At 43.0% G+C, this 26836-nt stretch carries 26 protein-coding genes; 6 read left to right on the top strand and 20 right to left on the bottom strand.

Annotation, left to right across the window (positions count from 1 at the left end; all coding sequences use genetic code 11):
* Positions 1-12 precede the first annotated feature (12 nt).
* The 12 genes from AUJ82_04770 to AUJ82_04825 form a co-directional block, all read right to left on the bottom strand.
* Positions 13-891 (bottom strand): hypothetical protein, encoded by an 879-nt coding sequence (locus AUJ82_04770; protein OIO59869.1) that lies wholly within the window; start codon positions 889-891, stop codon positions 13-15.
* Positions 888-1667, bottom strand: coding sequence for a hypothetical protein (locus AUJ82_04775; GenBank protein ID OIO59870.1), 780 nt, complete (start codon positions 1665-1667; stop codon positions 888-890). The genes AUJ82_04770 and AUJ82_04775 overlap by 4 nt, the downstream gene beginning before the upstream one ends.
* 1 nt (position 1668) lies before the next feature.
* A complete protein-coding gene (locus tag AUJ82_04780; protein ID OIO59871.1) occupies positions 1669-2865 on the bottom strand; it encodes a hypothetical protein in 1197 nt (398 codons plus the stop codon).
* A gap of 1 nt (position 2866) precedes the next feature.
* On the bottom strand, positions 2867-3856 hold the full coding sequence (locus AUJ82_04785; GenBank protein ID OIO59872.1) for a hypothetical protein: 990 nt from the start codon (positions 3854-3856) through the stop codon (positions 2867-2869).
* Positions 3857-3966: 110 nt separating this feature from the next.
* Positions 3967-4998 carry a dehydrogenase gene (locus tag AUJ82_04790; protein OIO59873.1) on the bottom strand — a complete coding sequence of 344 codons (1032 nt, stop codon included), beginning with the start codon at positions 4996-4998 and terminating at the stop codon, positions 3967-3969.
* Between the two features lie 15 nt (positions 4999-5013).
* Positions 5014-5673, bottom strand: coding sequence for a methyltransferase type 11 (locus tag AUJ82_04795; protein ID OIO59874.1), 660 nt, complete (start codon positions 5671-5673; stop codon positions 5014-5016).
* 24 nt (positions 5674-5697) lie between these two features.
* Complete coding sequence (locus AUJ82_04800) at positions 5698-6759, bottom strand: alpha-ketoacid dehydrogenase subunit beta (protein ID OIO59875.1); 1062 nt, start codon at positions 6757-6759, stop codon at positions 5698-5700.
* Positions 6752-7762, bottom strand: coding sequence for a hypothetical protein (locus AUJ82_04805; protein ID OIO59876.1), 1011 nt, complete (start codon positions 7760-7762; stop codon positions 6752-6754). The genes AUJ82_04800 and AUJ82_04805 overlap by 8 nt, the downstream gene beginning before the upstream one ends.
* Positions 7759-8763 (bottom strand): UDP-glucose 4-epimerase, encoded by a 1005-nt coding sequence (locus AUJ82_04810; protein OIO59877.1) that lies wholly within the window; start codon positions 8761-8763, stop codon positions 7759-7761. The genes AUJ82_04805 and AUJ82_04810 overlap by 4 nt, the downstream gene beginning before the upstream one ends.
* Positions 8764-8773: 10 nt before the next feature.
* The gene (locus AUJ82_04815) at positions 8774-9325 is read right to left on the bottom strand and encodes a hypothetical protein (protein ID OIO59901.1); all 552 of its coding nucleotides are present in this window, start codon (positions 9323-9325) and stop codon (positions 8774-8776) included.
* Positions 9326-9420: 95 nt separating this feature from the next.
* A complete protein-coding gene (locus tag AUJ82_04820) occupies positions 9421-10422 on the bottom strand; it encodes an NAD-dependent dehydratase (GenBank protein ID OIO59878.1) in 1002 nt (333 codons plus the stop codon).
* A gap of 4 nt (positions 10423-10426) precedes the next feature.
* Positions 10427-11977 carry a hypothetical protein gene (locus tag AUJ82_04825; GenBank protein ID OIO59879.1) on the bottom strand — a complete coding sequence of 517 codons (1551 nt, stop codon included), beginning with the start codon at positions 11975-11977 and terminating at the stop codon, positions 10427-10429.
* A 419-nt stretch (positions 11978-12396) separates the two neighbouring features.
* Between AUJ82_04825 and AUJ82_04830 the strand changes: the two genes are divergently transcribed.
* Complete coding sequence (locus tag AUJ82_04830; GenBank protein OIO59880.1) at positions 12397-12807, top strand: hypothetical protein; 411 nt, start codon at positions 12397-12399, stop codon at positions 12805-12807.
* On the opposite strand, the gene AUJ82_04835 is transcribed toward AUJ82_04830, so the two are convergent.
* Entirely contained in the window at positions 12804-15170 is a 2367-nt protein-coding gene (locus AUJ82_04835; GenBank protein OIO59881.1) for a hypothetical protein, read from the bottom strand. The genes AUJ82_04830 and AUJ82_04835 overlap by 4 nt on opposite strands.
* Before the next feature lie 101 nt (positions 15171-15271).
* Here AUJ82_04835 and AUJ82_04840 point away from each other — a divergent pair, with 101 nt between their 5' ends.
* From AUJ82_04840 to AUJ82_04850, 3 genes are all read left to right on the top strand, one after another.
* Positions 15272-16297, top strand: a complete 1026-nt coding sequence (locus AUJ82_04840; protein ID OIO59882.1) for a GDP-mannose 4,6-dehydratase — start codon at positions 15272-15274, stop codon at positions 16295-16297.
* A 166-nt stretch (positions 16298-16463) separates the two neighbouring features.
* A complete protein-coding gene (locus AUJ82_04845) occupies positions 16464-17477 on the top strand; it encodes a GDP-mannose 4,6-dehydratase (protein ID OIO59883.1) in 1014 nt (337 codons plus the stop codon).
* Between the two features lie 16 nt (positions 17478-17493).
* Positions 17494-18444, top strand: a complete 951-nt coding sequence (locus AUJ82_04850; protein ID OIO59884.1) for a GDP-fucose synthetase — start codon at positions 17494-17496, stop codon at positions 18442-18444.
* Between the two features lie 90 nt (positions 18445-18534).
* Here AUJ82_04850 and AUJ82_04855 read toward each other — a convergent pair whose 3' ends face one another.
* The 5 genes from AUJ82_04855 to AUJ82_04875 form a co-directional block, all read right to left on the bottom strand.
* Positions 18535-19611 (bottom strand): hypothetical protein, encoded by a 1077-nt coding sequence (locus AUJ82_04855; GenBank protein ID OIO59885.1) that lies wholly within the window; start codon positions 19609-19611, stop codon positions 18535-18537.
* A gap of 128 nt (positions 19612-19739) precedes the next feature.
* Positions 19740-20510 (bottom strand): MBL fold metallo-hydrolase, encoded by a 771-nt coding sequence (locus AUJ82_04860; GenBank protein ID OIO59886.1) that lies wholly within the window; start codon positions 20508-20510, stop codon positions 19740-19742.
* Between the two features lie 10 nt (positions 20511-20520).
* Positions 20521-20859, bottom strand: a complete 339-nt coding sequence (locus AUJ82_04865; GenBank protein ID OIO59887.1) for a transcriptional regulator — start codon at positions 20857-20859, stop codon at positions 20521-20523.
* A 49-nt stretch (positions 20860-20908) separates the two neighbouring features.
* Positions 20909-21853, bottom strand: a complete 945-nt coding sequence (locus AUJ82_04870; GenBank protein ID OIO59888.1) for a GTP cyclohydrolase — start codon at positions 21851-21853, stop codon at positions 20909-20911.
* 80 nt (positions 21854-21933) lie between these two features.
* Complete coding sequence (locus AUJ82_04875) at positions 21934-22524, bottom strand: hypothetical protein (GenBank protein OIO59889.1); 591 nt, start codon at positions 22522-22524, stop codon at positions 21934-21936.
* 149 nt (positions 22525-22673) lie between these two features.
* On the opposite strand from AUJ82_04875, the gene AUJ82_04880 reads away from it, so the two are divergent.
* Positions 22674-23477, top strand: coding sequence for a hypothetical protein (locus AUJ82_04880; protein OIO59890.1), 804 nt, complete (start codon positions 22674-22676; stop codon positions 23475-23477).
* Between the two features lie 38 nt (positions 23478-23515).
* A complete protein-coding gene (locus tag AUJ82_04885) occupies positions 23516-24949 on the top strand; it encodes a pyruvate kinase (protein OIO59891.1) in 1434 nt (477 codons plus the stop codon).
* 204 nt (positions 24950-25153) lie between these two features.
* Here the strand turns inward: AUJ82_04885 and AUJ82_04890 are convergent, their stop codons facing one another.
* The gene (locus AUJ82_04890) at positions 25154-26026 is read right to left on the bottom strand and encodes a hypothetical protein (protein OIO59892.1); all 873 of its coding nucleotides are present in this window, start codon (positions 26024-26026) and stop codon (positions 25154-25156) included.
* Between the two features lie 464 nt (positions 26027-26490).
* Positions 26491-26826, bottom strand: coding sequence for a hypothetical protein (locus tag AUJ82_04895; protein OIO59893.1), 336 nt, complete (start codon positions 26824-26826; stop codon positions 26491-26493).
* Positions 26827-26836 lie beyond the last annotated feature (10 nt).

Raw genomic sequence — 26836 nt, forward strand, 5'->3', positions numbered from 1 at the left:
ATAATAATAAGGTTACCATGTCATTTCTTGCCGTGAAGTTATATAGACAGAACCGTCTCGATAGCTTCTTGCCATATCTTCCAGCTTGTTTGTCTTTTGCCAACCATTACGTTGAGAAAAAATATTTATTGAGGTGTTCTTAAAATGCTCAAAGATTTGCTTCGCGTTTTCCGGGGTACCCACTTCAACCATAATGTCAATATTAGCCATTTTAGGCGAATCCATCGCGGTAATAATCGCGGCTTCCTGTCCTTCCGCGTCTATTTTGATAAAATCAATATCATCTAAATAGTCATTAATATTAACTACTTCGACATCAAAGGTATCGCTTGGTCCATAAGCATTTGGCTTAGCGCCTGCTAAATGGCTTGACGTAGTGTTATTTAGGATACGTATAAATTTCGCTTTTCCTTTTTTATCAGACACTGCCGCTTGAACAACGTTTGCGTTAGCACAATCATTCAACGTCAGGTTTTCTTTAAGGATCCGATGATGCTCTGGATCCGGCTCAAATGAGGTCACTTGATATCCGCATTTAGATAATATAATACTATGTAAACCAACATTTGCGCCAATATCGAGCACCCGCTTATAGCGTTTTTTATTGCGCGCATACCAGGCAAACAGAATTAACTCATCCAAACGCCATAAATCCAAAGTCGTAATATTGCCCATGGCATAATAGGGCAAGCGTACTGTCCCTATGCCTTGAAGCGTAACAGCATTTGCTTCATTTGCAGAAAACAAACTAGCGGCTTCTCTTAGCGCTATATTATCCAGCAGCTTATACGTCTTGGACTCAGGAGCGTGGTATTTAGATAATTCAGGAATAGCCTCAAGTAGGCCATCTAAAATCTCTGACTTTATTTCAATATTTTCAATTGTTTTCATAATCCAAAAAAACCTCTCCCTTGGCCGCCGTCCACAGGAACAATAGAGCCTGTAAAAAAGGATGCGTGTTGAGAACATAAGAAGGCAACCGGCTGGCCTATCTCATCTACATGGCCAAATCGCTTGATCGCCATTCTCTCATTTAAATATTTCTCTACGTGTTCCGGCTTTTTTGTAGATGCTTCGTCCCAATAGCCGCCTTTAGTAAACACAGCACCCGGAAGAATTGCATTGACGACAATGCCGTCTGGTGCCACTACTCTGCCAAAACTTCTGGCATAAGCAGTCAAAGCTGCTTTAATCGAGCAATAGGGCACGGGGCCATGATTTTCCATAGAGGATATGGAGGATACTAGCACAATTCTGCCCCATTTTTTCTTCTGCATCTCAGGGACTAATAACAAATTTAGCTCAACTGCTACTTCCAAATTAAATCGCCACACTTTGCGCCAATCTTCAACCGAGCAAAAGGGATCATTAATTTCAAGTGTCCCCCCCATATTATGCACAATAATATCTATAGGAAAAAATCCTTTTGCTTTTAACTCATCTACAAGATGAGCCGGCGCTCCATCAGGCACTAAATCAATCGCTTTATAGCAGTGTCCCTTTTGTTCGCCACCCATATCTTCGTACAACTGCTTTAAATCAGCTTCCGTGCGAGAGGTAACGGCTACTTGCGCTCCGTTTTGCGCTAAACATAAAGCAATCGAATGCCCTAAACCACGGCCGGCACCAGTCACTAGCACTTTCTTACCTTGAATTCCCAAATCCATATCAAACAACAATTAATGGGTTAATAATCCTCCTAGGAGGGTCTTTTTTAAGATTTGATAAAATAGATGCTAGATTATCCAATGCTGTTATCAGCACGGTAGAATCTTGCACGTTCATACTTATATCCGGATTTTGGATACGTACGTTCAAATTCCTATACGAAATATCATGTTTAGCGGGATCATCGTCCAAAATACATTTCAAGTTACTAAAATCCCAATTCCAATGGTAGGCATTAACGGGAAGGAGTTGGGCCGCGCCGTAGCCATAGAAAGGCTCATTGATGCCATTTATCAACTCTGCTAATCTAGCTGTCTCTTCCTTAAAATAGGCATACTCTTTCTTGATAGTATTCGCAGTGGTCTCCGTCCTTTTCACGTGTTGAGAATTTTGACGGCTATTAGCTCCTTCTTTTTTAAATAAAACAATCAAACCGCCCCAATGATGGTTGCTTTGAGTTATGCTCATAACTTCCCCTCCTGCCTTTTCTATCAAGGTCGCCAGTGATTCTTTAGAAAAATATTGATAGTGATGATGGAACAATTGATCAAAGCGATAACGAAGGCGCATGATGTCAGAACTAGGCATCTCAAACAAATAGAGCGTTTCCTCATCCCCCATATCAAACATTTTCTCTAACGCTTCTCTAGGGTGAGACAAGTGTTCCAGCGTGTGACTACACATGATAAGGTCTGGCTTTTTTGGTAATTTTTTAGCATCAAAGTCTTCTATCGTGCCGCCGAATAAATAAATACCATCATCTGTTCTTTTCTCCTGGCTTCCGGACCATATAGGGTCAAGGCCTACTTGCACGTGGCTAATTGCTTTAACTAAGCGTAAAAGAAATAAATCATTACATCCCACATCCACCACGCATTTAAAAATTTTATTCGGACAGGCGCGTTTGAGGTGTTCTACTAACAGAATATTATTGTTTCGTCCCGTATGGCTATTCTCCACTCGAAACGCATAATCTTTTGATGTATATACTTCTTCGGAATGTAATTGCTCAGCTAATTGCAAGTGGTTGCACTGTTGGCAAAAAGCTAACTTAAGGTCAAATCCACTAAAATCCTTTTGCGCATTAGCGCGCACAAAATTACCGGTTAATGGCAGGTTTGGTAGGGTAACAATTTCCTCTAAATTCTGGCTGCCGCAAACCAAACATTCATTAATTTTTTCAAGCGTTACTGCCATCCTATTCTTTGTGGGTGTAAGTTAAGTTCTTCTCTTTAATTTCATTCCAATTCCCCGAAACCCAATCAATCGCTTCTCCTAAACCGGTATCGATTGAAATTTCCGGCTTCCATCCAAATTGTTTTCGGGCTTTTGTGGAGTCTATAACGTAGGCCGAGTCTTGCCCTAGCCTTTCGCCTACGATCTCCGTGGCTTCTTCAAATTTTTTGCCTGAAATCTCACACATCTTCTCTACGATTTCTCTTACAGAATGCCCTCTATCTGGTGAAAAATGGTAAATAGAACCTATATCGCCTTGTTCCATGGCCATCATTTCGCCTTTTGAAACATCTCTTATATGAATAAATGATTTTACCGCAACACCTCCTCCGTGCAGTTGAACTTTTTTATCCAACTGTTGGTAGATGGCGGTTCTGGGAATGATCTTAAACAGTTGTTGCCTTGGCCCATAAACATTTGTTGCCCGTATCATCGTCAACGGGAAGCCGAAGTTCTTAACGAGTGTAAATAAAAAGAGATCACCCGCGGCTTTCGAGGCGGCATAGGGCGTCGTTGGGTTCATCGGAGAGGCTTCGGTAACAACACCTTCACAATTGCCATAAATTTCCGGAGAAGAAATATGTACGTACTTTTTCAACCACTTTGCTTCGCGCAAGGGATTAACGAGTCTTACAATTCCTACACCGTTAGTTTGATACCAGTGATCCGGATGATCCCAACTGGGAGCAACTTCACTTTGTGCCGCAAAGTTAACAATATACTCCGGCTTTTCTGCTTCCAATAAGTTTTGTACCCAATCTGAATCTCTGTTTAAATCAAAGCGGTAAAAACGAAAGCGATCACGACCATGTCGATGATACTTCCCCATCAAGGGGCTAATTTCGGGCGAACGGCTTATGCCGATCACTTCATTGCCTTTGTCTTCCAGTAACAGATCAACAAAATCTTGTCCCGAAAAGGAGTTACTACCAATAACAACGATTTTTCGCATGGGGCTTAATAAGGGGGATAATAGGGGGTGTTGTTGTGATTATTCATATTCAACGCTTGATTCAAGCAAAAGTCAATCCTTGGAGCACGCTTTGCAAGCGATTTTTAACCCTAAAACTCGATCATCGCATGAACCACTTCACCGTTGATCATTGCCTTAATGCCTTCATTCACTTGATCCAATCGATACCGATGAGAAACAAAACTATCCAGGCGAAAGCGCCCTTCGTTGAACATACGCACATAACGAGGAATCTCAATATGGGGCTGACTACTCCCTCCTTCAGATCCTACTAGTTTTTTATCAAAATGAAGTGGCAGGGTATTGAGAGATAATTGCCTTTCATGGTGCATTACACCTACAAGAACACATGCTCCTTTGCTGTTCGTTAATGAAAATGCTTTTGCTAGAATATCAGGATTTCCGGTACCATCTGTAACAACATCTGCTCCGGAAGCACCCACAATCTCGCGCACTGCTTCAACAAAATCAGTTTTACTTGCGTTAACCACATGGGTTGCTCCGCTTGCTTTGGCTTTTTCTAGTTTTTGCTCATGGAGATCAACAGCTACAATAGGGTGAGCTCCCGCAAGTGATGCTCCTAAAACCACGCCTAAGCCGATCCCCCCGCAGCCTACAATAACAACAGACTGGCCGATTTTGACTTTTGCATTATTATTAATCACCCCAAAGCCGGTAGTGATGGTATCTGCCAGCAATGCGCAATCTTCAAAACTCAAATTTTCAGAAACCTTGGTTAACCTGTTTTCGGAAACAACTGCAAAATTATTAAAGGTAGTCACCTGGCCGGCATTAACCGTTTGGCCGTTTCGTTTATACTTAGGCGCTGAGGCGTCTATTCCTTTTCCAGGCCGCCAATGCAATACAACGCGATCTCCCGGCTTTACCGTCGAAACTTCCGGGCCAATTTCGTGCACAATACCGCCGCCTTCATGCCCTAGTAAGTGAGGAAGCCATTTATCCTGCCCTTTAACTCCCATAATTTCTCCAATCTGGGAACCGCATATACGGCTGGCTTTGATTTCTACTAGAACTTGCCCATAGCTCAACGCTGGGATTTCGACTTCATCAAGTTCCAAATCCTTTTTTTGCTCAACTAAAATGGCAGCAGCTGTTTTCATAGTATTTAAAAAATCTTAAGGAATAAACCACCAATAATCCCCCTTATAACCGATTTCATTAAACGTTCTTTTCCAGTCGTCTACAGACATATAGGTCTCGGCTGTCAAAATCCAATCCAATAAGGCCTGGTGTTCTTCTTCCGTCCTCCAGGCATCTACAGTGATGTATTTATGCGCCTTACTCACACGCTCAATTTCTTGAAGTGACTTTTTGCAACGATCAAGAGGCAGATTATGTATACTATTTATGGATACAACTAAATCGAATTCATGATCGTCATATGGAAGTTCGTCACCGGAACAAACCTGCATATATTGATCCATGCCTTCATGTGCGTTTTTTTTCGCATATGCTGAAACATCAACTCCAGAGACTTCGCAATGAGGAAGCACTTGCTTAAAATCGTACATCAAGAAGCCTTTCGCACAACCAACATCTAGAATTTTGGCATTTTCTGGAAGTTTGTAATACTCAACAAAGCGTTTCGCCACAGGCAACCAGCGGCCATCATAACGGTAGCCGCCATAACCGTGTTTGCGTTCTCCATCGAAAAACGCTTCGCCAAATTGCTTTGCAATAGCGATATCTTCGGGCTTTTTTTCTTCCGCGCGTTTTTTAACGTTTCTTTTCGTTTGCGGCAAACGATCTAACAGGTTGATTTCTTTTTCAGCCATTATGAAGAAAAATTTAAAGGGTTTTCAGAAAGGGCCCTGGAACTCGGGGTTAGGCCTGTCACAATCATAAGGATGATGTTTAGGCCAAGAAATGCCGAGCTTTTTCTCGTCTTCATTTAAAGTTTTCAAGCAAGCTTGTGCTATTTCCTTTGCACCAGGATAATAGTTTTGCGATAGCGCCGATGATGAGGGAGACGGATAATCCGGGCTAGCCACTCGCATAGGAGCCTCCTTTAACGATCCAAAACAATTTTCACATACGGAAGTAATAATCTCCGCAGGCACCCCAAAGGAACAGGTTCCGGTATCCGCAACAACTAGTCTACCTGTTTTTTGAACGGATTTAAAAACAGTTTCTTTATCCCATTCTTGTATCGTTCTTAAATTAATCACTTCCACTGAAATGCCGGCTTTAGCTAACTTTTCTGCGGCTTCAAGGGCTTCAAGCACCATGTAAGAGATCGCGACAATGGTCACCTGACTTCCTTCATGCACAACTTTTGCTTTCCCTAGCGGTTCTGCTGTTATTTTCTCCGGGACATGTCCTTTAATGTAGTGGCACCAGCGATGTTCAATAAAAATAACCGGGTTAGGGTCTTCGATAGCACCTAATAACAAACTGGCTGCTTCATCGGCAAACACCGGCATAACTACTTTCAGTCCAGGTATGTGTGCGTACAAAGCCTGCATACTTTGTGAGTGCTGAGCACCCTGCCCCCACCCTCTTCCAATAACCATGCGAACCACCATAGGCACGCTTTCATTTCCGCCAAACATGAAATGCCATTTAGCCGCGTTATTAATCATTTGATCTAATGCCAGGAAAGTAAAATCCACTCGCTGATGCGTCACAATGGGTCTCAACCCATTCAATGCCATCCCGATAGCCATCCCGGTAAAGGCATTCTCCGACAGCGGAGTCTCGATCACGCGCTGGTGACCAAAATCATCTACAAGTCCTGTCGTTGTTCCAAATATACCCCTAGGATCCGCAACGCCTTCTCCCATGACAACAACGCTATGATCTTCGACCATAGCTTGTTTCGTTGCTTCTCTAAGAGCTTGAGCATGATTCAATTCACGCATACATATCTTCTTTTGTTAACGTTTCGATTGAAAAGGGGGCTTCTTTAGCTTTTTTGATGACATTGATGGCATCTTCCCGTAAAGCATTCCACAAACCACCTCGATCATGGGCATAATTGCGTTTCTCTAACTCCACTTCCGCGAGAGCCAAGGGGCAGCGTTGCTTCCAGGCTACAAACTCTTCTTCAGTACGGTAACCAAGATCATTATCATAATTTGGCCCACAATGTTCTCTCCAGCGATAGGTATCAAATATCGCAACTTGTGGTCCATGACCGCTTCTAGCTCGCTCAATCAGGGGTTTTGTCAGTTTATAAACTGTCTCAATCTCATTACCATCTCCATAAACAGAGTGAATGCCATGCGCGCGTGTAACCCCCTCTAGCGGGCGATCGGGCTGCCGTTGGTAAAGCGGTGTGTAAACGCTATAATAATTATTCTCAATAATAAAAACAATCGGCAGCTTATGCAAGGATGCCATATTTAAGCATTCGTGAAAAACGCCTTCTTCCGTACAACCTTCACCTAAGTAGCAAACGGTAACACTATCTTTCCCTAGCGTTTGCATTGCTTTAGCGCAACCCGTTGCAACAGGAACCGTACCGCCTACAATGGGCGTACTTCCCTTAAATCCTTTTGCAAGATCGATTAAGTGCATAGAGCCTCCTCGTCCCTTAGCGCAACCGGTTGCTTTACCATAAATTTCGTCCATCATGGATTGAACATCCCCTCCTTTTGCCAAATAATGCCCATGCGCGCGATGACCGCTATAAACGGCATCATGATAGTTTAAGTGAGCAGAAACGCCTACAGCAACAGCTTCTTCGCCGATACATAAATGAACGGGACATCTCATTTCTTTTTCAGAATAATAATCCGCAATCACTTCCTCAACCACTCGAATGCGAACCATCTCTCGATACAAGCTATACAATTGTTCGTCTGTTAGTTCGCGCTCTTCGCCATCCCGGCCCCTTTTTTCCTTCACCTCTGTTATATTCATTGTAATTTCACCTGCTGCATGAGTTTAATATTGTGGTACTTGGGGTTCTCCAATCCACTCTCGATTAAATTCTTTTCATAGGCTTCCTTAAGGCCTTTAATAGCTACCTCAAGACCATTCTTTGCTTCAAAACCAATGCGCTCTCTTATTTTGTCTGAATTAATATGATAGGATCGCAAATCATTACTCTTTTCTGTAATGATTTCGATTTTCCTATCGCCTAAAGTATCCCGAACCAATTGCGCAATCTGTTCGAGTGAAAAATTATGATACCCGGCATTAAATGCTTCTCTATGAACAAGTTTCCCTGGCGCTTCCAGTAGGGCAATGTAGGCATTCACCATATCATCTATGACAATGTTTGGCCTTAGCTGGCTTCCTCCAAAAAGGCGTATCTTTTTATTAACAAGCGCATGTATCGTTAGCACATTAACAACCAAATCTAAGCGCAGCCGATTTGCATAACCGCAAACGGTTGCAGGGCGTATAATTGTCCATATCGTTTCCGCTGGTAGATTTGCTTTACGCAAAATATATTCACACTCTAGTTTAAATTTAGAATAATCCGTTAACGGCTTTGCCGGAGCATCCTCCCGGACATTTGGATTATCTTGAATACCATAAATGCTTGAAGAGCTCGCATAAATAAAGCGCTTCGGCTTTTCTTCTTTAACTGTTTCTATAATATTATGAAACGCATCCAAGTTAATCGACTTCCCTAACTCTGGGTTCAACTCAAATGATGGATCATTTGAAATGCAGGCTAGGTGTATAATTGCTTGGGCACCCTTCGCTGCTTTTCGCACGGATTCTATATCGCGTATGTCCCCTTTTATTTTCTCCAAGTTGGGATGGCTTGGCAAAACATCCTCTCCATAAAGAAACAAATCCAAAACAGCTACCTTGCAGCCGAGACTTAAGAGCTTTGGGACTAATGCAGAAGCTACATAGCCACCGCCACCAGTTATCATAATTTTAGGGTATTCTTTTGCGAGGGTCATAATTTTTTGATTAAATACTTTTTAAAATGTAATCCAAGAAGGAGTGAGCCAATATCTGGTGGGCATTTTCAACAATTCCATAAACGTTGCTCATGAAATACCAATTATAATCCCCCACATGCCTCAATTCATTATCTTCTTGAAACCCGGACAACGTGATCACGTTTGCCTTGGCTTTTCTAGCAGCTTTCACGGCATTTAGGATGTTGGGCGAGTTTCCGGAAGAACTGATAGCAACTAATATGTCCTGTGGTTTGATCACCATACTTATGGAATGTGCATATACGTTTTCATAGCCTAAATCATTGGATAAACAGGTTAATAACGATGGGTCAGCAAGGCATAACGCGGGCAACTGCCCATTTTTTAAAAAATCGGTGGCCATGTGAGATGCAATGCCTGCGCTCCCGCCATTACCTATAAAATATATCATCTTATCCTGCTTTTTGAGCAAGTTAACACACGCGTCAAACGCGAATTCAAAGCTCACTAATTGCTGCAAGGCATTAGTAACGCGTATTGAATTAAATGCCTCATTAATCGCGTCTAAATAGCGATCGATAAAATTTCGTTTCGTCTCCGCGCAATGTCTTGAAGTCGTTACGCTTGCGTTTAAAATGGAGTCTGGTCTGATGAGTAATTTCGAGGTAGGGGTAGTTACTTGCATGTATCGTATTTGTTTAGGCAGTCAAACCAAGTTTTTGTCGCCTGTTGTATGGATTCCGGAGTCCAAAGAGGGGCATCTCTCCAAAAATCAATGTTATCTAACATCTTTTGAACTCCTTCCTCTAGGGTAACAGCAGGTTTCCAGCCAATTTCTTTTTGTATTTTTGTGATATCCGCAAATGTGCAGTTTGGCTCGCCTGGGCGCCGCGGAATATACGTTTTTTCTCCCCCAAGTAAATCGACAAGTTTATTAATACTGTACGTATGCCCACTACCAATATTGTAAATCTCCCCTACTTTATCGGATTGAGCGGCCGCTAAAAACGCTTTGGCAACATCGCCCACATAGGTAAAATCTCTAGTTTGCTCACCATCTCCGACTACCGTATAGGGTTTACCTTCCAGCTTTTGTTTCAGAAAAACACCAAACACGGCTCCATAAACACCACTTGTGCGTGAGCGGGGCCCATAAACATTGAATAGCCGTAATGATAGCGCGGGCAATTGGTATACATTGGCCCAATGAATCACGAGTTGTTCTCCTAAGTATTTGGTCAACCCATAGGGGTGCTCAACATTACATGCCGCAGTTTCCGGTGTTGGGTATTTATCGGGAATGCCATAACAGGTGGAGGATGCTGTATATACAAATCGTTTCACGCCTATGCGTTTGGCATACTCTAGCATGCAAAGCGTGCCGCGTGTGTTGACATCGAAATAATCTACCGGGTTCTCAATCGAGGGAATTAAGTCGGCTCGTCCGGCTATATGGAATATCCAGTCGATATGTCCTATCTCGTTCGCGTAGCGCTCCACTTCATTTATGCCACCTTGAATAAATATCAATTGTTCCGTCTTTGCGGCTTCGTTTAAATTAATCGGGTTACCGGTTGATAAGTCGTCTAATACAACAACATTATGCCCTTCTGCCACTAACAAATCGCATAAGTGAGAACCAATAAAACCACTACCTCCAGTTACTAAACAATTCATTTTTCTAAAAATTCAATAATGCGACTCCGCTTTTTAATAAGTTAATTTTTGAAACAGCTTGTGTATTCCCAACAATCCTAACAGCTTGCGCTCCGGCAAGTTGCCCAATAAATGTCGATAAATCAATAGGATGCTTTTTGTACGCGGACAAAAATGCTACCGAACAAAAGGCATCGCCAGCTCCAACCGTATCAATCACATTTCTCTCTAAAGGTGGACATTCGGCCACTTTTGTGCCCCCTTGCACTCCAATGGTTTTTACCCCCCCTCGTGTCAACCACCCATAATGTGAGCCAAAATAATGTGCCAGATTTTTTAAACTTTGCTCGTAATCCAAATCGCGTTTCCCTTCAGCGAGGAGCATTTCTTGATGATCCAGCGAAAAGGCATCTGCTCGATGATACCGCTTATTAATAATATTAAAGCCAAAGTTGTTACTGTTCGTTTGGCAATTCAAGGCAAGGTAGGGGGCTTCTTTTTGGATCATTTCCCGCAATGAATCGGACAACAAACCATGCCCAAAATCAATCAAGAGAACCATGTCCACTTCTGCCAATTTTGCTTTAATCTTCTGCTGTACGCGTTCTAAAACAGCATCACTGGGCTGAGTATCATGAATGTAATTAACAGCGAATAGCTTTGTCATTTCTTTACCCGCATAGTCTCCCTGCTCTATGAAGCGTTGTTTCACAATGGTTGTGTATCCTGGCTCCCGAATCACACAATCATCTGCTTGAGCCACATATTGCTTTAATTCGTTATCCACCCAGGGCTCATCGCCCACGAGGCTTACCAACTCCACGTTGTCAGAAAATGCTTTCACGTGGCGGTATACTGCCAAAGCGCCCCCGGCCTGTAAGTCTTCGTTAATAAATCTGCCGGATAGTATCTGGTTCTTGGAGGTCAGTCCTTGTACTTTCAGATAAGAATATTTATCAAAAATAATGTCCCCAATCACCAGCACTCTTACCCCAGCCAAATCACTCACCGCTTGCTTAAAATCCTCTATCGAATAGCGTGATGCAATTTCCTTACAGAACGCCTTTGTTTGCGGGTCATGTACGTCAAAATGGTTATTTAGGAGCTTTGTAGAACTAAACACATGGGTACCGACATATTTAACTTGGCCTTTATGCTTTTCTACTGTCGCTAAATCATCATGAATATTGCCTGTCACGTCAACAGAGGTGTCTTCATACTCTGTTCCCTTGCAATAATATGAGGGTCGCACGCACTCAATGGCCTCCACGGCTCCCGGGAAGGGAATGGAAATAACGTAGTCCACGCAGGAAAGTTCTGCTAAGGATTCCGCACGCACAAGTTCGGTTAAATAAGGTCTTCCGGGGCCTTTACTAACATGCCCTTCACCTGTTATGGTCACAACCAGAATATCTCCTAGCTTTTTCGCCTCTCGTAAATGGCAAATATGCCCTGAATGCAATAAATCAAAAGTCCCATGGCACTGTACTATCTTATGCCCTTTCGCTCGCAAGTTCTCAAAGAAAGCGGGGGCATTTTCGTATGAAATAATTTTAGCGACTTCTGTACTGCTCATATGAGTTAAAACTCAGTTAAGGGGAATGCTAAGGAGGGGAATCCTATCGCATAAAGGGTACCATTGGTCATTGTTAATACGTTTTTACGATCGAGTCAACGCTATAGGCTTTGTTGTACCTGTACTGTAATACTTTTGCAGCTCCCCTAAATCGGACAAATGGATACGGACTTAAGGAAAATTGATAATTCCAATGTTTATTTGACATTTCATTAATTACACATTAGTGTGTAATTAGATGACAGTTCAGAAACTGGAAAAACTTTTAAAAGCTGCTGGATTTGAAAAATCACAAGGAGGCAATCATACCATCTGGAAGAAAAAGGGCTTCCCTCCAATTCCTGTTCCACGGCACAAGGGAGATATTCCTAAAGGTACTTTAGACAACATATTGAAACATTCAGGGCTTAAGTAAAAAAATGAAATACTACTACGCATTATTCAAAACAACCCCAAAAGCTATCGAGGTCGAATTTCCCGACCTACCCGGCTGTGTCACTTTTGGCACCGATATGGAAGAAGCTTTTAACAATGCCACAGATGTATTAGCAGGCTGGCTAGCAAATGCTGAGCCTCAATTCATAAAGGATCCTTCTCCCTATGAACAATTTACTGCTAAAAAAAGCGTTCAGATTATTCCGATACCGGTCGATGAGAGCATTATGGAGCAATATTCGTCTCAACGTTTTAATGTTATATTTCCTAGTAACGAATTGAAGCGAATTGATCGTTATCGAAAAGAAAAAGGGTTAAAACGCTCCACTTTATTACTCAAGGCAACTGACGAATATATGAAACGGCACCCCATACGCCATTTCCAGCACCATTAATCGCTTTTCACGCCACTCAATTCTCGCTCATCCTCGCCTGCCGTCATGGCAAATTCGGGAATAACATATGCGTCAGCCACTTTACCTAAAGGCTTCACGCATGCTAACCACTTGCTTTTTGCATCGAAGTGCTCATCGCCTTTACTTTGTGCAATTTTCAATAATACTTCGGTTTCTAATTCCCGGCCCAAGGCTTTATTAGCCATCGCCAGCAAAACCCACTGATTCCAACCGGATAAACTCGCATTTTTAGTAAATAAACCCGGGTGTAATTGCTTAAGTTTGCCAAATGTTTCTCGAGCCCTGGTATGAAATCCAAGCAAAACAGACATGCATCCTTGCAGTAACAGCTCATCCGCGCCTTCCATTTCCTGATAGGCTTTTTTATCAAGCGCTTCTTTGGCTATCTCGGGATACCCCATCACCCAAAAGGAAAATGCGTTTTGAGCAGACACATACCCTTCATATTGTGCGGGTACTTTTAATTGGCTCATCCACCTCAACGCTTCGTCTTTTTTCCCCAGAACAAGGTTTAAGAAAATTAATTGCGTAACCGTGTGAGGATATTCGCGTTTGTGATCAACATCTAACGCTAATAGCTCGATCATTTCCGTAGCCACATCGTGCAAGGCCTCTCGCTTCTTAGGGTCATACATATCCCAAAGCTCTTTATACGCGGAAACCATTGTTCCAAACGCATGAGGAACTGGCAAAGCCGCTTTATAAAGTTTAAGAATACATACCTTGGCTGCCGATGCCGCTCTTTTTTGACCCAGCAATGCTAAATAGCGCCTTTCATGCCCATCCCAGTATTGATTTTCTATTTTTTGAGGTTCTTTACTTTCGCCTACTTGTTCGGCCTCCCATTTTAAGATGCCACAAACGAAATTATTTACAATCGGTTCAATGCCTTCTGTATTAACGCGCAGATCTTCAAAAACGTCTTTTAAAACACTTGCGAAACAATCTACATAATTGGGATAATAGCGCGCTTGTACTCCTGGAAGCGAGTAACACATAGGACTTCCCAATCCTGACAATTGGCTTGCGTGTAATCTTTCAACCAGCATTGCCGAAGCTTGGTTGAAGCCGGGGTTCCAGTAGCCTTCTTTTTTCCACTTCCCCATTAAATACAAAAAATTCCGAATACTCATGTCTCTTTGCATCGAAAGTCCATACTTATCGGTAATCTGTTGAAGGCTCTTCCATTGTGGCATGCGGAATTTCAGTTCTTCCGGCATATCATTGTTCGCCAGCCCACTATAAAGAACATCAAGCAATGCAGGTTTTTGTGCGGCCTTTTTCGGCTCACCTATTTCTCTATTTGTCCTAAGATGCGTTAAAAAATATTTCAATTGCCTCTCGGGTCTGGAAAATTCAAGTGCGCTTAGATACATTTCTTTATCGTAAATCCATTCATCCGGCCCCTGGTTCATTTCCTCACGAAGAAGCTCAAGCAAGGGCTCTATATGGCTACGCAAACTATCCTTTTCAGAAGGAATGGCATGTAAACCGCTCCTTGTTTTTAATCCATAAAGCGCACTTCGAATAAAGGATTCCGTTGGCTTATTCCAATACAACAAGCCCATGCCACTCTGAATAGCATGGACTGACGCCCATACATGCTTGGCATCATCTCGTAAATCAAGCATACACCACTTATATTGCCCAAAGGGGTCGCCATCAGAGCGATCCTGCACCACGTCCTGTTTACCTAAATCTAATACCTGAACATCCAAGGACCGTTGAATCAGCTCAACAACTTGAGACAACCGTTGCTTGTATTTCTTATCACTAGACAAAGCTAACTCTCGGCTATCAAATACCAACAATATTCCTTGGTGGGTACGACCTTCCTTTTTCCCTAAACCATTAATAACTTCATTATCAAATACAGGAGGTAGGTAAATTATTTTATCCGCAAAATGATCAAATAAATCACCTTCCACGCCTTCCCCAAAAGTTTCCGGGAGCACATCTGTTATTAAGTTACATACACCAGCCTCCTTGGCAGCTTTCAAATCAGCACCAAGGGTCTTGCTCATGGCATCTACCGCCAACACTTGCTTCCCTGAAAAATTAACCGGCTGGCAACTTTCACTTGCCCCTAATGCCGCAAAATTAACAACAGCGTCAATCACGGCAGCATCTAATCCCTCTGCTCCTAAAATATGCTTGTCTGCTTTTTCCAAATGCGGGGCATACTTCCTCAAGTACCCTTTTGCCGCTTTTATATATTTTTCTTCTAACTGTTCAGGAAAATAGACCACACACACATCATTTTTAACCAATTCCCGAACCAACACCTCCCAGTAAAGTGGCACTAAGGGTGTCAAAGAAGCGGCATGTAGGGCAATTTTCATATCAGAAATCGAGGAACAAAGCGGGGTAGGTCGAAAAACCCTTGCGTTCAATCATTAAAATGCATAATCTCTGAAAGTTCAACTACATATATATTCTACTCATGAAACGCGCCCTCATCACAGGTATTACTGGCCAAGACGGCTCTTATTTAGCAGAACTTCTCCTCAGCAAGGGATACGAAGTACATGGCCTTACGCGCAGTTCTTCCCCATTAAACTCCACAGCCCCGATCTCTAACAAATGTGATACAGAAACGAATAACAAAGCTATTCTTCACTATGTTGATCTTGCAGATGCATTCAATTTAACAGAGCTTTTAGAGAACATTCGCCCAGATGAAATTTATAATTTGGCTGCCCAAAGCCATGTACGTGTATCTTTCGATGCCCCAGAATATACCGCCGATGTTACAGGCATCGGCACACTACGCATTTTAGAAGCGGTACGAAAAGCCGGTCTATTGCATCATGCTCGCTTTTATCAAGCTTCTTCTTCAGAAATGTATGGTAAAGTGCAAGAAAGCCCTCAAAGCGAAGCAACCCCGTTCCATCCTCGCTCGCCTTACGCTTGCGCCAAAATCTTTGCCTACTATTCAACCCTCAACTATCGAGAATCTCATAAACTTCACGCTTCTAATGGTATTTTGTTTAACCATGAATCCCCTAGAAGAGGAGAAACATTTGTCACTCGCAAGATCACGCGCGCAGCAACACGGATCAAATTAGGCCTACAAGATAAACTTGTACTCGGAAATTTAGACGCTAAACGTGACTGGGGCTATGCTCCAGATTATGTTGAAGCCATGTGGCTCATGCTTCAGCAAGATAATCCGGACGATTATGTCATTGCCACAGGCAAAACTCACTCAATCCGTGAATTTTGCCAAGAAGCGTTTGGTCTCCTCGATCTAGATTGGGAAAAATATGTCGATTACGACCCTCAGCTAAGAAGACTCACCGAAGTTGATCTCATCCAAGGAGACTCCTCTAAAGCCAAAAGGGTGCTCGGTTGGGAGCCAAGAACATCATTCAAAAACCTAGTGCACCTTATGATCAAGTCTGATTTAGCGCTTGCTAAAACCGAACTAGCTAATCAAGAAAACGATTCTGTACTAACAAAACAATAATAGCTTTAGACCTAACAGTTATAACCGGAACAGAAATTAGCCACAAACTAGATAAACATAAAACACCTTTCTGTTTTGTCCCGACAATAAGGAAGTAAAAAAAACTTGCTTCTTTTCGATATAATTATTACACTCCAATGCTTTAACTCAAAACCTTAATCTATATATGAAACGTGCACTCATTACAGGTATAACTGGGCAAGACGGCTCTTACTTGGCAGAACTTCTCCTCAGCAAGGGATATGAAGTTCATGGCATCATCCGTCGCTCCTCCTCATTTAATACGAATCGCATCGACCACCTTTATAAAGATGTACATTCGAATAATAATAAAATGATACTGCATTACAGTGATCTTTCTGATGCCGTCAGCTTGATCAAGCTTCTTTACAGTATTCGTCCCGATGAGATTTATAATCTCGGTGCCCAAAGTCACGTAAGGGTTTCATTTGATGTGCCTGAATATACGGGCGATATAACGGGCCTGGGCACATTACGCCTCTTAGAAGCCATTCGTGAATCCGGTCTACTCGAGCATATCCGCTTCTACCAAGCCTCTTCTTCGGAAATGTATGGTAAGGTTTTAGAAACTCCACAAAAGGAAACAACACCCTTCTATCCACGTTCTCCTTATGCTTGTGCAAAAGTTTTCGCTCATTATTTAACGGTTAATTATAGAGAATCCTATAATCTACACGCATCAAACGGTATTTTATTTAACCATGAATCCCCTAGACGCGGTGAAACATTTGTCACCCGCAAGATCACTCACGCAGCAGCTCGTATCAAACTCGGCATACAAGATAAACTCTTTTTAGGAAACCTCGATGCTAAACGCGACTGGGGCCATGCCCAGGATTATGTGGAGGCGATGTGGCTTATGCTCCAGCAAGATAATCCAGACGATTACGTCATCGCCACAGGAGAAACTCACTCCGTACGCGAGTTCTGCCAAGAAGCGTTTCAGCTGCTTGACCTAGACTGGGAAAAATACGTTGATTACGATCCTCGTTACGAAAGACCTACAGAGGTAGACCTTCTTCTAGGCGATCCATCGAAGGCCAAAAAAATTCTCGGCTGGGAACCAAAAACATCTTTCAAAGAACTGGTTCGTCTTATGATCGAGGCTGATTTGACACTTGCAAAACGAGAGCAAGCTGCCCAATCTGTGATCGCTTAAACTAAAGCTCCTTATCATGGAACTCACTGACAAAATCTTCATAGCCGGCCATCGCGGAATGGTCGGTTCCGCTATTCAGCGCAACCTGGAAAATCGAGGTTATACAAACATCCTCACGCAAACACGTCAAGAGCTTGACCTCTGTGATGCCGCAAAAACATTCCAATACCTGAAGCAAGCTACACCGGATGTGGTCATCATCGCCGCCGCAAGGGTTGGGGGCATCCACGCAAATAACACATACCCTGCCGAGTTCCTTTACGAAAACCTGGCAATCGCTCAAAACCTAATCCACTCTTCGTATTTAACAAATGTTAAACGTCTTTTATTTCTCGGTAGCGCTTGCATTTACCCAAGGAATGCCCCTCAACCGATGCATGAGGACTATCTTTTAACAAGCCCGCTTGAGCCCACCAACGAAGCCTACGCGATTGCTAAAATTTGCGGCTTAAAGCTTTGTCAATTTTATCGCCAACAATACGGCGTTTTATTCCACTCCGCTATGCCGAACAACCTCTACGGCCCAGGAGATAACTACCATCCTGAAAATTCACACGTCCTGCCTGCTCTTATTCGTCGTTTTCATGAGGCTAAGGAAAACAACTCCCCTGAAGTAGCTATTTGGGGCACAGGCTCGCCTCGTCGTGAATTCTTGTATGTAGAAGACTTGGCAGACGGCATTTTCCACATCCTAAACCACCCCACGCCACCCGATTGGGTGAACTTGGGCATCGGTGCCGATGTTACCATCAAAGAAGTTGCTGAAATCATCAAAGATGTTGTCCAATACAAGGGTAACATTACTTTTGATTCCTCAAAACCAGATGGTACTCCTCGCAAACTTTTAGACACGTCAAAAATGGAAGCTCTCGGATGGAAGGCTACTACAGGCCTAAAAGAAGGCATTAAAGCAACGTACCAGGATTTTTGCAAAAACTACGCAAACAACACGGTACGGGTGCTCTAAAGCAAATCGTACAGGATTTTTCTTAAAAAAAAGGCCCTCTGGATTTCAGGGGGCCTTCGCATTATAAGTTTAAAGATCAGACAGTTGCCGCTAGGCAGCATTTTCATCTTCTTTCAGAATCTCAATGTTTTCCTCTTTCAGCTCTTCTTCGTTCTTATTTTCAATAACAAGATCTTCTTCTTTTTTCTCGACAAGAAGATTGTTGCTCGATTTCTCCAATATCTTTTTCTCTACCTCATTAATCAACAGCTTCTTCTTCTCAACCTTCTTAAGGTCAATAACGGGAGCTTCTTTTTGAATAATCGTCGGTTGGACAGTCTGTTGTGAATTTGTATTTTGCTGAGCTGCTTGTCTCTGGTTAACACATAGAATAATGTAACGCACTAAGTCGATCGTTCCACCTAACGCAGCACCTCCTACAATCGGCGGCAAGATCAAGATCGCATTCCACCCCCATGTTGTCACGTTTGGTACAGCACTGGTAAGCGTAGAATTCAAGAACGAATTCAGGAGAAATCCAAACACGGCTCCTCCAAGGCTTCCACCAAAGGTAAAGGGGATGGGTACCCATTTTGCGGCTGTCACGACCCATGAGACTACTCGCTTAGCTATCGAGCGGCCTTGCTCATCTGGAATCACTTCGTCTATCTTTCCATCTATAAATACTTCCATGCCATGCAAGATTTTGTCCAGAAAACCTCCTTTATTATCTTTATTAGAATCGATAAATGCTAGCTTCAGTGCCTGTAACTCAACGCCTGTTTTGTCTACTAATTCGTCAGACAGTTTGTCGACATCAATATTCGTGTCATTCTCCTTGCCCTTCATGACTTTTCTAAGGGCATTTGCAAGGGTCGATTTCACAGCTTCACTTTCTGTCGTTCCATCTTTAAACACGTTCTGGAAATGTTCTCCCAAAAACCCTTCTATCTGCTGCACCAATTCATTTTTATCGGTAAACTTCACAACGAGATCCTGGATTTTCTTCACATTCTCTGAGGTTAACATCCCTTTTAGCATGTCCTTGGTAATGATTTGGATATCTTTATTACCTTCAGACGTAACAAAAGTCCCAATTTTTTCCTCTACTTTTTCAATATCAATTATAACTTCATTACTTTTATTACTGCCTACAGGTGTAGTATTCAAGACTTTCAAATTACTCATAGCACAATCTTTCTCTTTTCGGGGTTTTTAGGGGTGAGGGTATAGGTAATGCCAGTTCACAAAAAGCTGGCCGACATTAGATAAAATCTAAAATTGTATTGCGCAAAAAATCAATCTTAAAATTTCCTCTAAATCCTTACTTCAAGCCCATCATACGCCAACTCAACACCTTCCGGCATTTTTTGCTGCCAGGTATCGTAATCAATATGACAGGTCATATGCGTCAAATAAGTCTGCTTTCCGCCAATAATATTCGCCATCGCAACCGCTTCATCAATCGTCATGTGGCTTGGGTGTTCCAAGGGGCGCAATCCATCAAGCACCACAAGATCCGCCCCTCTGGCCAATTCTTGTCCTTCTTCGGTCACGGTCTTGCAATCACTATAGTAAGCGAATCGTTTGCCCGTTCCTGCTTCTTCGAACACCAGTCCCAAAACAGTTATCGGAGGGTGCGGCAAAATAGTAGCGTAAATAACGCCCCCGGGCACTTCTAATCGCTTTGGCATCTTGTGTAACTGAAAGGCAGGGTATCCGCGAACCAAGGGCTTATCTAAGATAGCATATGAAAAAACAGCTCTCACACGCCCCAATCCTTCTTCTGTACTATACACCGGTATAGCGCTTTCTTGGCAAAAGCGTCGCAGGTCATCCATTCCTAAAACGTGGTCTGCGTGGCCATGCGTCAAAATAAAGTAATCCACGGTGCGTACCCCGTGCCATAGGCACTGCAATCGGAATTCTTGCCCCGCATCTATTTGGATATGGCAGCCTCCCATCTCAACATGTACACAGCTCCTGGTTCTCCAGTTTTTCGGGTTCTTCAGGTCCAGTCCCGGTTGATCATGCGCAATCACGGGCACACCTTCCGATGTTCCTGTCCCTAAAAAAATAACTTTCATAACTTATAATTTATAAGCTTTCTTCCCCGTACTCGCCTGTACGAATGCGAACGGATGCTTCCAACGGCATGACAAATATCTTGCCATCTCCTATCTTACCTGTTCTGGCAGATTTTAAGATCGCATCTATAACTTCTTGCACCATTTCGTCTTTCACAACGATTTCCAGCATGATTTTTGGCAAGAAATCTACCGTGTACTCGCTGCCTCTATAGATTTCTGTATGGCCTTTCTGTCGACCAAAGCCTTTTACTTCTATTACCGTAAGTCCTTCTACGCCAACCTCAGCCAGTGCTTCTTTTACATCGTCTAGCTTAAATGGCTTTATAATCGCTTTTACTAATTTCATAATGGCTTACCAACTCTATTCTCAACCTAATTTTAAACTAAAATCAAGATTATATCTCAGCGCCAAATCCACCTGTCACTCCTTTGCAAATAATTGCTTCTACATCATAGGGGTGCAACGATTCATAATGCTGGCACTTTACGCGAAAATCTTTTATCCGTATATCGTTGTCAAGTTCCCTGTATAGCAATCGTGCCGCGTCTTCTACAAACTTCAAGTGTGCTCCGTTCAGTTCCGCAAAGGCTTGCTCGTCTTCGCGCTTTACCATCACTTGCACTTCTGTCTTGAGCGCGCTTAGGCACATCTCTTGCAAATCGTCAATCCATAAGGTCGCTTCCTCCGCCACTTCTACGCTTAAAAACGCTTTACTGCGTTGAGAATGAGGAACGCCATATTGGTTGCGCCATTCTCTTGCGTGCTCCGAAAGCGCCGATGAACAGGGGCACGCTGAACTATAGGTATATTCAAAATGTATAAATTTGCGAAACACACCATCTGCCCCTATTCGTCCTTCATAGGAAACAGGATAATATTGATGGCCTTCCAACTCACTCCTCAAGCTCTTTTGCTTGATGGGATAGCGAAAGCTTAATTTCAAGCGCCCTCCTTTTGTTCCTAGCTTGCTTTCCTGCTCGCGTATAATTGGCTCTATGGATTCTAATCGAAATACATCTACCCTGTGTTGATAAAAAATTCTCGCTAGCCGAGACATATGAGCCCCTCTCACATGCTTCTCAATAGTAACTCCACCATCTACCTTCGCATCAAGCTCTCGCCCACCACCGTCTTTCATCGCAATATGAATCGGTAATCGAAATCCACTAATCCCCACATGCGGAATCGCTTTCCCCATCAGCGTACTTTCCGTCAATGTTTCCTGTGTATCTGGCAAGCTGTCTAAATAACTGTCGGTTACTTCAAATGCTTCATCATATACTTTCATGCGGCTTTTCCCGTTCACCATACACTCACGCTCCTTATCCTTGATATTCATTCATTGACAATTTACCGCTTTCTCCCGCGAAAGACAACTTATTCCGAACCCGTTGAATCGCTATCGTTGACATTGAATAGCTAGATAACTGTAAAGTCTACAACAGGTGGTGGTGCATAATAAAATTGGTGTAATTTCATCACTCCAATCGTACATAGCGCAAAAAAATAGGCCCATTTATAAACATCTTGAATAGCTACTGCTGCTAGCTGTGTGGTCATCAACAAAGCAGGAGAAAAAACAAACCCGCAAAAGTAATAAGCAGTCACAAGAGAAAGATTAATCGCTTGTATAAATTGTTCACACAGGGCTAGGCTCGCATTGCCTCGAGCGAGCGCAGATAGTTGAAAATCATGCCTGTCCATGCTAACAAGGTATGGTTTCGCAAAAAGTCCAAGCGTCTTCAACGGGTTCTGCAATGGGCCTCTGCCTATATGCAACGAGCTAGACGCAAACTTATAGCCCCAGACAAAGCTTGTTGCCAAATTAATCAAGAGTATTGCCGGCTTAACATACCCAAGCAGTGGTATATCAGCATTCATCGCAAAGGGGCGCATTTTCGCCGCCCACCGTTGCCCCGCTCCTACAACCCCAGCAACCGTAGCACCGACTGCGAATTTTTCCCATTTGTTAGCCCTATAATACTGAAACTGCTCTACTCTAATTACCATTTAGCATAACCTCTCAACGAAGATAATTATTCCGTACCAATGAGGCAAGTATTTATCTAATACAGATAAATTTTGTATCTTCTTGAACAAAACATTTTTAAATTAAATTTTGGTTTACCTTCTGAGCTAAATATTGTCTCATAACATCAATGGCTAATCGTTTTCACATTCTCGGAAGTAGTAGTTCCGGAAATTGTTCTATCATTGAAACAGATGATAGTATCGTCATGATCGATGCCGGTTTTTCCGCAAAGAAAATCGAGGAACTTATGCAGCCGACAGGCTTGACCATTAATGACATTGATGCCGTTTTCATCACCCACGAACATTCAGATCATGCAATCGGCTTGCGTGGCCTTTCTAGAAAACGACCAGAGCTCCCTTTCTTTGCTAACCAGCAAACGGCCCACACCCTTCAGGAAAATTTACCCAGAAAACTCAATTGGCAAATTTTTGAAACAGGCTCGTCTTTCAGGTTCGAGAATTTTGAGGTCTCCAATTTCGCTATTCCCCATGATGCCTATGATCCCGTAGGGTTTGTCTTCGAAATAAAAAATCCCGTCCCCGGAGAGCCCAACCAAAGAGTCGCTTGGGCAACCGATCTCGGCTATATCCCCGGTCTCGTCCAGGAACGAATCTTCGATGTCGAGATTCTCGTCCTTGAAGCCAATTACGATCTCGACCTATTGGATAACAATCTTTCGCGTCCTTGGTCCCTCAAGCAGCGCATCAAGGGGCGCCATGGACACCTCTCCAATGCTGACTCTTTCGAGTACATCTCAAATAAACTTTCCCCTCATTGGAAAAAAATCTTTCTTGCCCATCTAAGCAAGGATTGTAATGATATATGTAGAGTTAATGAGCAATTTGCTCCTCTAGACTCACATTCTTCATTTAACATAAATATAGTGGATCCTACAAAAAGTCATCCGTTGACTTGCGATCTAAACTAACTTAACGTTGCCTGTTTTAAATTCAGGGCACATGCATTATGGAACGAGCTTATCGTCATACTAAAATCATTTTCACTATTGGTCCCGCCACAGAAGGTATCGAGGTCATTACTCAGCTTATAAATGCAGGCGCAGATATCTGTCGTCTCAATATGGCGCATGCGTCTCATGAATGGACGCGGCAGACTATTGCCAATATCCGTAAGGCCAGCGAAATCGCGGGTAAGGATATTGCTATCATGATGGATATCAAAGGCCCTGAAATACGCACAGGTGATGTGGATGTCCCTTACAACCTCAGCAAAGGGGATCAGCTGGATGTGTACATGTCCCAAACTGCTATGGGAAATCCGTTAGACCATGCTCCTATCTATGCCACTTATGTCAATTATCCCAATCTTATAAATGATGTCAATGAAGGGGATGCGCTGCTGATCGATAGTGGGCACATTCAACTAAGGATTATGGAAAAACAGGCAGACTTTTTGCGCTGCGAGGTCGTTATCCCTGGTCGCCTAACCAGCCGTAGGCATGTTAACCTACCAGGTGTCTATGTCAGCTTGCCACCGCTTACAGAAAAGGATAAGGGGGATATCGCCGTGGGTATCGCAGAGAATATAGAGTTTTTTGCCCTGTCGTTTGTACGTGAAGCAGGGGATATCGTAGCGTTGCGCAAGATTCTTCAGGAGAAGGATTCTCAAGCCAAAATAATCGCTAAACTCGAGGACCAGACTGCTATCACAAACATGGAGGAGATTATAATCGAGTCCGATGGCCTGATGGTCGCCCGAGGTGACCTTGGAGTCGAGTGCCCGTTTGAGCAACTGCCTATTATTCAACGCACAGCCGTTGCTATGTCGATCAAGAATACGAAGCCCGTTATTGTCGCTACGCATATGCTGGAGTCGATGATCAGTTCTCCGCTCCCTACACGAGCAGAGGTCTCGGATGTAGCCAATGCTGTCAGTGAGAAGGCGGACGCTATCATGCTCTCGGCTGAAACCACAATAGGGAAGTATCCTATCAAGTGCATCGAGGTCATGAACAGCATCAGTTGCGCCATGGAGGAGATTGCAGTAACCGAATACAATAAAGACTTGGAACTGTGTACCCCTAAAACAAAAATTTTAAGATCAGCGGTCGTCTTGGCACAAGAACTAAACAGGGCTGGAATTATAGCCTTCACCAACACAGGCTTACTGACGCAGGTTCTATCCTCCCTTAGACCTACAAAGTGCCCTATATTCGCATTTACAGAGAATGAGGCGGTGTATAAGCAGATGCACCTACTATGGGGAGTATATCCCTTTTTATCCAAATTCTCAAATAACCCAGAGATCACTATTGAAGAGGCCTTCAAGAGCCTAAAGGCCACTGGGCTAGTAGAAACAGGGAATACAATGGTTGTCGTAACCAATATTATATTAGGACCTTCCATACGAGACTCTATTCAAATTCGTGTTATCGAATAGCCGAAGGGTCTCATAAATTCTTAATAAGAGGTGGCCTCTTGTACTGAACAGCTAGGTGGCGAATCGAATTAACGTGTTATTTTCAAATCAATAAAGATTGATTTTATAAATAGCACTAGCCTTGTAGTGTCATAAAAAAAAGGTGCTCACTCGAGCACCTAAAATGGCTAAAGTTTGTTTCAGGTGAAACAAACCAAGCAAAAATCACTTCACGGTGAGGCCTAAATAATTCATCAACCAGATCTCCTTCCACAGGCGGTAACGCCCTTCGTTAGTGATCTTACCGTACTCTTCCACTAAGCTTGGCGGCAACAGAAAGCCCTTCTTCATATTCAACTGCTGAAGCATCCTCTGCTGCTGATTCAGATCAACCAAAGGCTCCTCAACCCACTTCTCAAGCTCCTTACCGAGCATCTTCACTTGCTGATCATGCACCTCCAACAACCTGGACAAAGATGTCGTTAACGGCTTACGCCTTACATACCAATTACTTGGGTAAAAACCTCCAAACGGCATAAAGATATTATCCGTCATACAGCGCCCGCCGCTCTTAAAGAGGGATGTGACCACAAAGTGCACAGAAAAGGCACCATCTCTACGTGGCAGAAACACGACCTGAAGCCGCCTCAAACCAGGCTCATCATCCATCACGATGACAAACATATTCACCTCTCCCAAGATCTTAGCCATCAACGGCACTTCATTACTGAACCCTAAACGCCTGATCTCCTCCTTAAGCTCTATAAAGCGCTTCCGAGCAGGCCACACCTCCCCCGTATTATTCTTCTGATAAGACGGAAACAGCGGCACTGAGCTCTTACTCAACGCACTTATACCCAACCACATATAGACCGTCTCCAACAGGAACCAAGCCAAGAAGCAGACAACCAGCAGCACCCAAAACGGTTTGTCCGCGATCTCAAACGCCTTCAAAAAGTAAGCCCCAATAAAGCTAACCAACCCCCAACGCACCCATCGATTGACAATCGTCAACCAAGGCCACCCCAAACGCACATTCCCCCACAGCAACATGAATGCAAAAATAATAAATAACAATAAAATATTTCCCAATTCCATAACAGAAGATGATTATGTAAAAAAAGCGACTTACTGTCCAGTATTCATTTAAAGCAAAGAGAGCATAGGCTTGAAATAAATTCGCTATTTCGGAAATCAGCAAGGCTTGAATAATTCGTTATAAAAACGCTTCAAAAAACCAATTTTACCGCCAGAACGGTCCGAAATTGATAATTTTCAGGAAAACAAACGAAACGAAAATACTAATATTCAAATAGATTCCGAATCAACACATCTACAACCGAAATAGGCGTCAAATAGAACTTAAAACGCCATTAATACATCATTTTTTCGCCATAAAAAACGGAGTTTGTTTCAGGTGAAACAAACTTCGCGAAAAGAAGTGATCATTTGAGCACCCTAAAAACCCTAAGCCGGTGCGGTAAAAAAAAGAGAACGTTGTACAACAAACGTTCTCTTTTTTTAAATAAACTTGGGCACAGTTATTTTTTGCCCAGGTGAAATTATTTTTTCTTACCCTTTTTGGCAGGGGTTGATTTTTTATTATCCGGTTTTGGCGGAAGAGGTTTTTTTGTCGGTTTTGCTACTTTTTTAGATTTTGGAGCAGGTTCATCATCCTCATCATCGTCCTCATCATCGAGATCGTCTTCGTCCGAATCATCATCCTCCCCTTCGTAGTCATCATCGTCATCCCATTTCATGGTTTCGTCCTCTTCGATGGATTCCTCTTCCTCCTCTTCGACGTCCGGGAAGTCCTCTCCGATGTAATCCTTGTCACTCGCCTTTTCATCTTCCAGATCGAGCTCATAGCCCTCTGGAATATAATCGAGGATACTCATAATTTCGGTA

Source organism: Verrucomicrobia bacterium CG1_02_43_26 (assembly GCA_001872735.1).
In the GTDB taxonomy this organism is placed as follows: Bacteria; Verrucomicrobiota; Verrucomicrobiia; order Opitutales; family CG1-02-43-26; genus CG1-02-43-26.